Annotated in this window: 10 protein-coding genes; 3 read left to right on the top strand and 7 right to left on the bottom strand. The window is 69.4% G+C overall.

The genetic code is table 11. The annotated features are described in order from the left end of the window. The first annotated feature begins 9 nt into the window (after window positions 1-9). On the top strand, window positions 10-771 hold the full coding sequence (locus RIN43_RS02085) for an alpha/beta hydrolase (protein ID WP_309127207.1): 762 nt from the start codon (window positions 10-12) through the stop codon (window positions 769-771). A gap of 1 nt (window position 772) precedes the next feature. Here RIN43_RS02085 and mnhG read toward each other — a convergent pair whose 3' ends face one another. Genes mnhG through RIN43_RS02055 form a run of 6 tightly spaced genes read right to left on the bottom strand, consistent with a single transcriptional unit; the run spans window position 773 to window position 7094 of the window. Then, a complete protein-coding gene (gene mnhG / locus RIN43_RS02080; protein ID WP_309127206.1) occupies window positions 773-1171 on the bottom strand; it encodes a monovalent cation/H(+) antiporter subunit G in 399 nt (132 codons plus the stop codon). Then, complete coding sequence (locus RIN43_RS02075; protein ID WP_375163697.1) at window positions 1168-1425, bottom strand: monovalent cation/H+ antiporter complex subunit F; 258 nt, start codon at window positions 1423-1425, stop codon at window positions 1168-1170. The genes mnhG and RIN43_RS02075 overlap by 4 nt, the downstream gene beginning before the upstream one ends. A gap of 8 nt (window positions 1426-1433) precedes the next feature. Next, a complete protein-coding gene (locus tag RIN43_RS02070) occupies window positions 1434-2039 on the bottom strand; it encodes a Na+/H+ antiporter subunit E (RefSeq protein ID WP_309127204.1) in 606 nt (201 codons plus the stop codon). Beyond that, on the bottom strand, window positions 2036-3592 hold the full coding sequence (locus RIN43_RS02065; protein WP_309127203.1) for a Na+/H+ antiporter subunit D: 1557 nt from the start codon (window positions 3590-3592) through the stop codon (window positions 2036-2038). The genes RIN43_RS02070 and RIN43_RS02065 overlap by 4 nt, the downstream gene beginning before the upstream one ends. Further along, the gene (locus RIN43_RS02060; RefSeq protein ID WP_309127202.1) at window positions 3589-4164 is read right to left on the bottom strand and encodes a Na(+)/H(+) antiporter subunit C; all 576 of its coding nucleotides are present in this window, start codon (window positions 4162-4164) and stop codon (window positions 3589-3591) included. The genes RIN43_RS02065 and RIN43_RS02060 overlap by 4 nt, the downstream gene beginning before the upstream one ends. Beyond that, on the bottom strand, window positions 4164-7094 hold the full coding sequence (locus RIN43_RS02055) for a Na+/H+ antiporter subunit A (protein WP_309127201.1): 2931 nt from the start codon (window positions 7092-7094) through the stop codon (window positions 4164-4166). The genes RIN43_RS02060 and RIN43_RS02055 overlap by 1 nt, the downstream gene beginning before the upstream one ends. A gap of 99 nt (window positions 7095-7193) precedes the next feature. On the opposite strand from RIN43_RS02055, the gene RIN43_RS02050 reads away from it, so the two are divergent. Further along, window positions 7194-8696 carry a hypothetical protein gene (locus RIN43_RS02050; RefSeq protein ID WP_309127200.1) on the top strand — a complete coding sequence of 501 codons (1503 nt, stop codon included), beginning with the start codon at window positions 7194-7196 and terminating at the stop codon, window positions 8694-8696. On the opposite strand, the gene RIN43_RS02045 is transcribed toward RIN43_RS02050, so the two are convergent. Beyond that, on the bottom strand, window positions 8684-9781 hold the full coding sequence (locus RIN43_RS02045; RefSeq protein ID WP_309127199.1) for a LacI family DNA-binding transcriptional regulator: 1098 nt from the start codon (window positions 9779-9781) through the stop codon (window positions 8684-8686). The two genes, RIN43_RS02050 and RIN43_RS02045, sit on opposite strands and share 13 nt — an antisense overlap. Window positions 9782-9840: 59 nt before the next feature. On the opposite strand from RIN43_RS02045, the gene RIN43_RS02040 reads away from it, so the two are divergent. Further along, window positions 9841-11064, top strand: a complete 1224-nt coding sequence (locus tag RIN43_RS02040) for an MFS transporter (RefSeq protein WP_309127198.1) — start codon at window positions 9841-9843, stop codon at window positions 11062-11064.

Below are 11064 nucleotides of genomic sequence, written 5' to 3'. Positions count from 1 at the left end.
CGTTGAGGTATGCCGGAGAGACTGCTCGCACCCGACGGGAGCCGCGCCGACATCGGCGAATTCGTGCACGGCGGGGCGACGCTTGTGTACGAGGACTTCGGCTCCGGCACGAAGCCGATCGTGCTGCTGCACGGCATCGGCATGGGGCGCAGCGTGTATATCGACCTGATCCGACGGCTGAGCGGACGGATCGTCGGCCTCGACCTTCCGGGCTTCGGCGAGGCGCCCGAACCGAGGCGCACGCTCACGATGGAGCGCCACGCCGATCTGGTCGCCGCCTTCCTGCGCGACCGCGGCATCACGGATGCGGTGGCGCTGGGCCACTCGATGGGGGCCCAGATCGCCGCCGAACTCGCCGCGCGGCATCCCGATGTCGTCTCCGGGCTGGTACTCGCCGGCCCGACGGTGAACAGCGCCGCGCGCAGCATCCGCGCCCAGGCCGGTTACCTGCTCGTCGATCTCATCGGTGAGCGCCCGAAGGTGCTCTTGCGCGGCGCTCGTGAGTACCTGCGCGGTGGCCCGAACCTGATCCGCAAGATGCGCGCGACCATCGTCCATGACGCCAGGGAGGCGTACTCGCGAGTGCGCAAGCCCGTGCTGGTGGTCCGCGGGCAGCGTGATCCGATGGCGCCGATGACCTGGTGCCGCGAGATCGTCGACGCCATCCCTGGCGCCCGTTACGAAGAGATCCCCGATCACGGTCACGGCACGCTCATCAGCGACTCCTGGGCTGCCGCGGAGAAGATCCGGGAGTTCCTCCGCGAGGTGTGACTCAGCCTGCTGCGGGAGGCGTCTGCTTCGACTCGGCGTACTCGTCGGCGACGAGACTGCCGCGCGGGATCGCACCGTTGCGGTAGGCCTGCCTGCCCACCATGTGCGCCGACAGCGGGGCCGTGGCGAACTGCATGAGCACGACAGGGGCGACGAGCACGAGCCCGAGCAGGATGCCGCCGAGCGTGCGCTGCCCCACCGCGACCGCCAGGCAGATCAGGACCACACCGAGCACCTGCGGCTTCGTGGCCGCGTGCAGCCGGCTGGGAACGTCGCTGAAGCGCAGCAGTCCGACTGCTGCCGACAGGCACAGGAACGCTCCGACGAGGACGAGGACGAGGACGATCGCATCGGCGATCGGATCGGGCAGTCTCAGGGCGAGAAGGTCGTTCACGTTCATGTCGTCGTGTTGTCCCTTCGTGCGACGTAGCGGGCCACCGAGATGGACCCGAACACGCCGACGGCCGCGATGATCAGCATCACCGGGATGTTGCGGGTGTGCCCGCCGATGGCCATGTCGGCGCCCAGCACACACATCACCTCGGTCAGCAGAACGTCGGCGGCGACCGTACGGTCGAGGATGGAGGGGCCCCGCACGATCCGGACGACGCTGAGGAGCGCGGCGAGGCCGAACAGGATCATGATCAGGATCATCAGCGGGTTCACCGTGCGCCTCCGTCTCCGCGGCCGCCGTGGCTCCCGACCGCGCCGCGCGCCTCGTCGGCCTTGAGGGCGCGATACTGCTCAGGCGTACCGACGGCGCGCACGATGCGCCGCTCCCAGCCCAGCACGCCCTGGCGGAACGCGTCCATCTGCGCGCGATCGTGCACGCCGATCACATGCAGGTACAGGATGCGGCGATCGCGATCGCTCTCGGCCACCAGCGAGCCGGGGATGAGGGAGGAAGTCACCGCGACGTGGGTCATGACGATGTCGTCGGCGTAGCGAAGCGGGACTTCGATGATCGCCGATCCCGGCAGTCGGCGGAAATCGAACACCTGGATCGTCACGCTGACTGCGCCCGCGACCACCGCGCCGAGGAACTGCACGACGAACACCAGGACGTACCAGACGTTCACCCGGCCGACGAGCTCGACGGTCGGCAGGCGGAACACCCGCGTCACGAAGATCGCGACCAGCAGGCCCGTGATCAGGGCGAGCACGGTGAACTGGTGCCACAGCAGCATCCACAGCACGACCAGCCAGAGCATGAAGGGCAGCTGCAGTGCGATGTCGCGCGCCATTCCGCGCTTGGAGTCGGGTCTCATCGGTCCACCTCCTCACCGATCTGCACGAGGCTCACCGGCTGCAGCAGACCCGCGCCGATCCGATCGCAGATCGCATAGAGCGGTCCCGCGAATACGGTGAGGGCGAGCGTGACCGCGACCATACCACCGGTGGAGACGGTCATGATCGCAGGGATGCGGCGGGTGCGGCCCTGCTCGTCGGCGGCGGGGGCGCTGTCGAGGTAGGAGATCCTGCCATCGGGATCGTCGGCCGTGTCGTCCTCTCGCCAGAAGGCCAGGTTCCACGCGCGCATGAGGGCGTACAGCGTGAGGAGGGAGGTCATGATGCCGCCGAAGATCAGCACGATCATGAGCGGCGTGCCCACGTCGGCCGCAGCGGAGAACAGCCCGACCTTGCCGAGGAATCCCGAGAAGGGCGGGAGACCGCCCAGGTTGATCGCCGGTACGAAGTACAGCACCGCCAGCAGCGGCGCGGCCTTCATCAGGCCGCTCACCCGCAGGATCGACGTGCTGCCCGCCCTGCGCTCGATGAGTCCGACCGCGAGAAACAGTGTCGTCTGCACGATGATGTGGTGCACGATGTAGTACACCGTGGCGCCGATGGCCTCTTCGGTCACGATCGCCAGGCCGAAGATCATGTAGCCGACGTGGCTGACCAGCGTGAACGACAGGATCCGCTTCAGCTCGGCCTGCGCGACGGCGCCGAGCACGCCGATCACCATGGTCGCGAGCGCCACGATCATGAGCAGCGTGTCGATGCTGTTCTCGGCGAACAGCTGCGTCTCGGTGCGGATCAGCGCATAGACGCCGACCTTGGTCAGCAGGCCGGCGAACACCGCGGTCACGGGCGCTGGCGCGGTCGGGTAGGAGTCGGGCAGCCAGAACGACACGGGGAAGACGGCCGCCTTGATACCGAACGCGATGACGAGCAGCAGGTGCAGCACCAGCTGCGTCTCCTGCGGCAGCTGCGCCACCCTCTCGGCGAGCTGGGCCATGTTCACCGTGCCCACCGCGCCGTAGATCATGGCGATCGCGGAGAGGAAGAGGATCGACGACACCAGCGAGACGACGATGTACACCGCTCCGGTGCGGATGCGAGACTCGGTGCTGCCCAGCGTGATGAGCACGTACGACGCCACCAGCAGGATCTCGAACCCGACGTAGAGGTTGAACAGGTCGCCGGCGATGAAGGCATCGAAGATGCCGGCCGCCAGGATCAGATACGACGGGTTGAAGATGGAGATCGGGGTCTCCTGGGCGCCGTCGGCCGCGCCCTGGCCGATCGAGAACAGCAGCACCGCGAGCAGCACGATGCTCGAGACGAGCACGAGCAGTGCGGCGAGGCGGTCGACGTACAGCACGATACCGAACGGCACCGGCCAGCCGCCGACCGATACCGCGATGGGGCTGTCATTCCCGTCGACTGCGGCCAGCAATACGGCGGCGATGATCGACACCACGGTGAGGGTTCCCGCCGAGACGAGCATCTGCAGCCGAGGATTGCGGCCGAACACCAGCGTGACGGCCGCACCGAGCAATGGCAGCGCGACGATCAGGGGTACAAGGGCACTCATGGGCGGCCCTCCCCTTCGTCCGGCTGCGGGCGCTCGGGCGCGTGCCCGTCATCGTCGTGCGTGTTCGTGCGCCCAAGAGGGCGATCGACCGGGGCATCGTCGTGGATGGCGGCGTGGTCGCGCATGTGCAGCACGGTGATCGGCGATGTCTGCAGGCCCACGAAGTCGGTGGTGGCGGTGACGTCGGCGGTGGCCTCGTCGTCGATGACGTCCTCTTCTGCATCCGTGCGGGCGCGCAGCGCGACGTCCGCCTCGTCATCCTCGACGGTGTCGGCCTGGCCCAGCTGCCAGGAGCGGTAGATCAGCGCGAGCAGGAACGCCGAGACGGCGAAGGTGATCACGATGGCGGTGAGAGTCAGCGCCTGCGGCAGGGGATCGCTGACCTCGCCCTCCTCGCCGTAGAAGGGGGCATCACCCGGCGCTCCCATCACGATCAGAAGCAGCAGGTTGGTCGCGTTTCCCAGCAGCAGGAAGCCGATCAGCACCCGCGTCAGGCTGCGCTCCATCATGGCGTAGACGCCGCAGGCGAACAGCACGGCCATGATCACGATCAGGGTGAGCGATACGTCCATCAGGTGCGCGCCCCCCTCGCTCGCATGTCGGCGGCCTGGCGGTCGACTTCGGCGCCCAGGCTGCGCAGCACATCGAGCACAAGGCCGATCACCACCAGGTAGACGCCGATGTCGAAGAAGGTCGACGACACCAGCTCGAGGTGGCCGAGCACAGGCACCTCGGCCGCCCATACCGTGCTCTGCAGAGCGCTCATGCCGAAGAACAGCGGCACCACCGCGGTGCCGACCGCGATGACGAGACCGTAGCCGAGCAGGCGCCCGGCGTCGGTCGGAGCGGCGGCACCCAGCTCCCACCGCCCGCCGGCGATGTAGCGCATCACGAGGGCCATGCCCGCGACGAGCCCGCCCGCGAAGCCGCCGCCTGGGTTGTTGTGCCCCGCGAAAAGCAGGTAGATCGAGACGACGATGATCGTGTGGAACAGCACCCGCACGATCACCTCGAGCAGGATGGACCGGCTCTCGGCCTTCATCTGGTGCCCGCCGACGAGCCATGCGCGCGGAGCCCCGCGATTCTCGGCGGTCTGGAAGCGAGCGCCTTCGATGGTCTCGACCATGGGCCGTCGTGCGGTGGCGCGGCGCACGGTCTGCGGCAGGTCCCTGGTCGCCGAGAGCAGGTCCGCGCGATGCGTGACGAACACCAGGGACGCCACACCCGTGGCGGCGAGCACCAGCACGCTCAACTCGCCCATGGTGTCCCACCCGCGCAGATCGACGAGCGCGACGTTGACGACGTTCTTGCCGTGTCCGAGGTCGTAGGCGAGATCGGTGAAGTCGGTCGAGATCGGGTCGAACATGCGCGCCTGCGTGGCCACGATCGCGATCAGCGCCATCGCCAGGCCCACGCCGACGGCGAGGACGGCGCGGGGCGCTCGCCCCACCGAGGCGTTGTGCTCGCCCATGCGCGACGGCAGCCGGCGCAGCACCAGTGCGAAGGTGACCAGGGTCACCGTCTCGACGAGGATCTGCGTCAGCGCCAGGTCGGGAGCCCCGCTGGTAGCGAACAGCACGACCATGCCGAGGCCCGTGACCGAGACCAGCACGACGCCGGTGTAGCGCTTGCGGGCCCGCACGGCCACGACCGCGGCTGCGGCCATCACCGGGGCGACGACCACCTGCGTCGGCGTGTGCCAGCCGGACAGCTCCATGCGCGCCGGCGTCGCGGAGAACAGCACCGTCGCCTCGGCGGCGAGCAGCACGACGAAGATGGTGCCCAGGTACACCGGCAGCGAACCGCGCTGCGTGATGCTGGTGGTGATCACGGACAGGCGATCGACGCCGCGCATCACGAGGTAGTAGGCGTCCGATGCGGTGCCGGGCAGCAGGCGCGGTCGCCTGTCCCAGCCGCTGCGGGTCGTGAGCAGGAAGAAGCCGAAACCGGAGACGATGGCGGCGACCGAAAGACCCAGCGCCGGCTCGAGGCCGTGCCAGAGGGCGAGGTGCCCGGCGTGCGCGCCGTCCAGACCGGGCGCCGCATCCGCGGCGTACTGCTGAAGCGGGATGTCGACAGCGCCTGCCCCGATGCCGAGCGCGATGGTCGCCCCGGCGAGCAGGATCGGAGCGGACAGGAACCCGACCGGGGGATCAGGCCATTCCGTCCGCGGCATATATGCGCCGGCGGCGTCCTTCTTCCGCCAGAACGCGCCCCAGAGGAAGCGCGCCCCGTATGCCGCGGTGAGCACTGCGCCCAGCAGGACGCCGATCAGGGCGACCCACCCCCAGACTGATCCAGCGAGCGCATCGTCGAGCAGAGCGGTGAGCGTGGATTCCTTCGCTGCGAAGCCGATCGTAGGGGCGATGCCGACCATCGAGGCCACGGTGATGAAGGCGGTCGTCGCCATCACCGGGGCCTGCCTGCCCACACCCGACAGCTCCGTGATGTCACGCGTGGAGAGCTGGCGGTCGATGATGCCGACGATGAGGAAGAGCGCCGACTTGAACAGGGCGTGCCCGATCACGAGCGCCAGCCCTGCGAGCGCGGCGGCCTGCGTTCCGTATCCGAGCACGACCGCGAAGAAGCCGAGCTGGCTCACCGTGCCGAAGGCGAGGATGCGCTTGAGGTCGGTCTCCCGCAGCGCCTGGATGCCGCCCAGCAGCATCGTGAACACGCCCAGCGCGATGACGATCGGACGCCACGTGGCCGAGAACGCGAAGATCGGTGCGAATCGCGCGATGAGGTATATGCCGGCCTTCACCATCGCAGCGGCGTGCAGGTACGCGCTCACGGGCGTCGGAGCGGCCATGGCACCCGGGAGCCAGAAGTGGAACGGGAACAGCGCCGACTTCGTCACGGCGCCGACGAGAAGCATGACGATCGCGGCCTCGACGATCGGACCGGTCGGCGCGAGCTCGAGCAGCTCCCGGATGCTGGCGGTGCCCGCGTCCACCACCAGGAGCACGACCCCTACGAACATCACCAGACCGCCGAGGGTGGTGACCAGGAGCGCCTGCAACGCTGCGCGTCGGCTGGCCGCGCGGCGGCGGTAGTGGCCGATCAGCAGGTACGACAGGATGCTCGTGAGCTCCCAGAACATCACGAGCATGATGAGGTTGTCGGTGAGCACCAGACCGTACATGGCGCCCGCGAAGCCGAGCAGCACGCCGGCGAACTGGCCGACCTCCCGGCCCTCGTCGTGGAAGTACCAGCGACAGTAGAGCAGCACGAGTGCGCCGACACCGGTAACGATCAGCGTCAGGACCCAGCCGAGCACATCCATGCGCATGGAGAGATGCAGACCGAGCTGGGGAATCCACTCGTAGTCCTGGAACGGGACTGTGTCGGGGTCGAGCACCTCCGGGGTGCGCATCACCGCGTGCAGGAACGCCGCGGCCGGCACCAGCGCTCCGATCGCGAATGCCTGGGCTCCCAGCCAGCGCACCAGAACGGGGAGGAGAAGGGATCCCGCCAGGAACACCGCGAGGAGCAACAGCATAAGCGGCTCCTCTGGCTCGTCGGGGCCTTCCGGCGCGGCGGGCGGGTTCGAGCCCATTCTACCGGGCGAGACGGCTGCCCGGCGTGCGAGAGTGGTTTCATGACGCGCGCGGCATGGCGTGAGGGGGCCGGCTGGGCGGCGGCACTCGCGCTGTCGATCGTCGTCGTCGGACAGGTGGCGTCGACCGCGCGATCGCAGCTGCTGTTCCGCGATGCGGACTCGCTCGTCGTCGCGCTCCTTTCGTGTTCGATCGCGGAGGGCGATCGTCTGGACTGGGCGTTGTCGAGCGTCCTCTTCCTGCCGGAGACGGCGCTGCTCCTGCTGCTGCGCGCGGCGCTTCCCGCCCTCTCGGTGGCGGGGCTGCTCGCCGTCAACGCCGTGCTGAACCTCCTGGCGCTCTACGGGGCGCTGCGCCTCGCCGCCGGGCGGCGAGACGAGGGCCGGTCGCCGGTGGCGTGGTCGCTGGTCGCCCACGGCACCTTCGGCGTGCTGGCTGTGACCGAGACCTCGGCGTCGAGGGAGGCACTCGAACCCGCGTCGTTGCTGTTGACGACCACGTACTACTCGGCGACCGTCGTCGGCACGGTCCTGGCGGTCGGGCTCGTGCGCAGGCATCTCGATCGGCCGCGGGTCGCGCTGCCCACCGCACTCGGCATCGTGAGCCTCGCGTCGACGATGACGAACCCGCTGTTCCTTGTGTGGGCGGTCGCACCGCTGGTCGTGCTGCTCGCGGTGGCGGCGATCCCCCGCCTGCTCGGACACGCCGCACTGCTTCCTCTGGCGGTGCTCGTCGGTGGTGCGCTACTCGGCCTCGCAGCTCGCATGCCGTTCTCGGCATGGATCGCCAATTCCGGTGTCGGCTACGCCAGGCCCGATCGGTGGGTCGGGGCCGCCGAGTACTACGGTCAGCTGGCCATGGCCCGGCTCGCCACCCCTGGCGGCCTGATCGCCGTGACCCTCATGACCGCTCTGATCGCACTGTGCGTTCTGCGCAGCATCCGCATTCCCGTCGAGCGGGGCGCTCGGCTGGTGGCCGCCTTCGGCTGGTTCACGCCGCTGGCGGTTGTCGCCGGGGTGATCGCGCTGGGGACGAATGCGTCGCGCTACCTGGAGCCGATCGCGTTCGGTCCTGTGCTCGGGCTCCTCGCGTTGCCGTCAGTCCGTCGCCCGCTGCCGCACGCGCTCACGCGTCTCGTCACCGCGGTCGCCGCCGTGCTGCTGCTGGCCGGCACGGTGCTCTCGATTCCGCGCATCCAGGCGGCTGCGACCGCGCCGGACGCCGACGCCGCCTGCGTGCGCGACTGGGTGGACGCATCGGATCGCACCGGCGGAGGGCAGTTCTGGACGGTGCGATTGCCGAAGCTGATGCTCGAGGACGCGGCGCGGCTGGTACAGGTCGACCACACCCTGCGCGGCTACGCCTGGCTGGTCAACAGGTCGGACTTCGCCGCTGAGAGAGTGACCTTCCTGGTCGAGGACCTGCAGTCGGCGCCATGGGACATCACCGGCCAACCCGTTCCGGACTCGATCGTCGAATGCGGTCGATACCGCATCCTCGACTACTCGTCGCACCCGCTGCCGATCGGCCCTCAGCGGTCCTGACGACCCGTCGATCCCGCCGGTGCCGGGGCCGTGGTCTCGCCCTCCTGGAACCTGCACACGAAGTGCACCGACTCGCCCTTCACCCCCGCGAGCATCCGGGTGACCTGCTCCCCCGCGGCACGGCCCTTCTCGACGGCGGGCTGCACGATCGTCGTCAGCTTCTGCGAGCCGAGACCGTCCGCCGCGATGCCGTCGAAGCCGACCACGGAGAGGTCATCGGGCACCTGCAGGCCGAGCTCCTCCGCGGCGTGGATCACACCGACCGCGAGCAGGTCGCTCTGCGCGACGATCGCGGTGGGACGGTCGTCGCGCAGAGCGCCGTCGGCATCCGTCAGCAGCGTTCGGCCGGCGATCATGCCCTCGTCGATCAGGCTTCCCGTTGCTGCGACCGCGGGCGCGTCGGGGTACACCTCCCGGAACCCGGCCAGTCGGTCGAGAGTCACATCGACCGTGGCCGCCGCCAGCCGTGCCGGTGTCAGCGGGCCGCGCTCCCGGCCGACGTCGGGCGCCAGCGTCACCGTCGCCACCCGCACATGCCCGAGCTGGTGGAGATGCCGGGCGATCGCCGCGCTCGCCTCCCGGTTGTCCAAGGTGATCCGGGGAACATCCTCTCCGGCATCCCCCTCGATCACGACGACGGGCAGACCGCGCTGTCGCACGATCTCGAGCGAGGATCGCACGCTCGGGGTGCAGCCGATGAGCACGACGGCGTCGACCGGCGCCTCGGCGATCGCGGGCGCCTCGCCCGGGCGTGGGTCGTCGCGCAGCAGCAGCAGACCGGTGCTGATCTCGGCGAGCGCGTCGCTGAGCCCGTCCATCATGACTGTCGTCACCGGGTCGAGGAAGGCGTGCCGCAGCTCTCCCCCGAGAACGACACCGACGATGCCGCTTCGACCCAGGCGCAAGGAGGCAGCGCGCGGATCCGGCCCGGCGTATCCCAGCTCGGCAGCCGCTGCCAGCACCCGCTGGCGCGTCGCCTCGGCGACGTTCACCTTGCCGCTGAAGACGACCGATGCCGTCGAGGTCGAGACGCCGGCCGCGCGAGCGACGTCGGCGATGGTCGCCCGGCGTGCGCTGCTGTTCATGAACCGAGGATAACCCGCCCCGGCTGTGCATCATCGAAACGATTCGATATCATCGTCGGATGGATACCGCCCTCACTCGCTCGCAGTTCGTGCGCTGGCGCACCGCGATCTTCGCCATCTTCCTGTCGAGCGGCCTGTCGATCTCGACCTGGGCGTCCAGGGTGCCGGGCATCAAGGACGACCTCGGCCTCGACAACTCCCAGGTGGGACTGATCCTGCTCGGCATGGGCGTCGCGTCGATCATCGGCATCTCCACGGGCTCTGCCGTGATGGCGCGCACGGGCGCCCGCCGCGGGATGCTGCTCACCATGCTGACATTCGCCGCCGGGATCGCGCTGGTCGGGCTCGGGTCGAGCGTCCTCGGCTCCGTGCCAGTGGTGCTGATCGGCATGGTGCTCTTCGGATTCGGCAACGGCAGCGTCGACGTGATGATGAACGTCGAGGCGACCGCCATCGAGCAGCAGATGGGCAAGACGATCCTGCCGGTGTTCCACGCGTTCTTCAGCTTCGGCACCGTGATCGGCGCCGGCATCGGCGCTCTCGCCGCAGGCCTCGGCCTGTCGGTCGGCTCGCACACGGCGGTCATGGGCCTGATGATCGCGGTCATCGCGGTCGTCTGCTTCTTCCAGGTGCCCGTGCGCGAAGCAGCGCTCGACCCGGCGGATCACGAGAAGCCGCACTGGCGCGAGCGGATGCACGTGGCGCTGGAGGCGTGGCGCGAACCGCGCACCTACATGCTCGGCGTCGTCATGCTCGGCATGTCGTTCGCCGAAGGCGGGGCGAACGACTGGATCGCTCTGGGGGCCGAAGAGGGGCACGGTGCGCCCGCCGGGATGGGTGCGGTGGCCCTCGCCGTCTTCTCGGTCGGCATGACCGTCGTCCGCCTGTTCGGCGGGCCGGTCGTCGACCGGTTCGGGCGCGTGCCGGTGCTGCGGGTGCTGGCAGTGGCCGCCGCGGGCGGCATCCTGCTGTTCATCCTCGCGCCCACCCTGCCGCTGGTACTGGTCGGTGCCGCCCTGTGGGGGATCGGCGCATCGCTCGGATTCCCCATCGGCATGTCCGCCGCCGCGGACGACCCTGCGAAGGCCGCCGCCCGCGTCAGTGCCGCGGCCACCATCGGGTATGTCGCGTTCCTCGGCGGTCCTCCCGTGCTCGGGATGATCAGCACGCACATCGGGCTGCTGAACACGCTCTTCATCCTGGTCGCCCTTGTGATCGCGTCCGGGCTGTTCTCCGGTGCCGCGCGCCCGTTGAAGACGGCCGAGGCGCCGGTGACGAAGTAG

Source organism: Microbacterium sp. (assembly GCF_031178445.1).
Lineage (GTDB): Bacteria > Actinomycetota > Actinomycetes > Actinomycetales > Microbacteriaceae > Microbacterium.
This window is presented reverse-complemented; position numbering and strand designations above follow the sequence as displayed.

What these genes read in the sequence shown, in the direction of transcription:
- RIN43_RS02085 (WP_309127207.1), top strand. Translation starts at nt 10, where the DNA reads ATGCCGGAGAGACTGCTCGCACCCGACGGGAGCCGCGCCGACATCGGC.
- mnhG (WP_309127206.1), bottom strand. Translation starts at nt 1,171, where the DNA reads ATGAACGTGAACGACCTTCTCGCCCTGAGACTGCCCGATCCGATCGCC.
- RIN43_RS02075 (WP_375163697.1), bottom strand. Translation starts at nt 1,425, where the DNA reads ATGATCCTGATCATGATCCTGTTCGGCCTCGCCGCGCTCCTCAGCGTC.
- RIN43_RS02070 (WP_309127204.1), bottom strand. Translation starts at nt 2,039, where the DNA reads ATGAGACCCGACTCCAAGCGCGGAATGGCGCGCGACATCGCACTGCAG.
- RIN43_RS02065 (WP_309127203.1), bottom strand. Translation starts at nt 3,592, where the DNA reads ATGAGTGCCCTTGTACCCCTGATCGTCGCGCTGCCATTGCTCGGTGCG.
- RIN43_RS02060 (WP_309127202.1), bottom strand. Translation starts at nt 4,164, where the DNA reads ATGGACGTATCGCTCACCCTGATCGTGATCATGGCCGTGCTGTTCGCC.
- RIN43_RS02055 (WP_309127201.1), bottom strand. Translation starts at nt 7,094, where the DNA reads ATGCTGTTGCTCCTCGCGGTGTTCCTGGCGGGATCCCTTCTCCTCCCC.
- RIN43_RS02050 (WP_309127200.1), top strand. Translation starts at nt 7,194, where the DNA reads ATGACGCGCGCGGCATGGCGTGAGGGGGCCGGCTGGGCGGCGGCACTC.
- RIN43_RS02045 (WP_309127199.1), bottom strand. Translation starts at nt 9,781, where the DNA reads ATGAACAGCAGCGCACGCCGGGCGACCATCGCCGACGTCGCTCGCGCG.
- RIN43_RS02040 (WP_309127198.1), top strand. Translation starts at nt 9,841, where the DNA reads ATGGATACCGCCCTCACTCGCTCGCAGTTCGTGCGCTGGCGCACCGCG.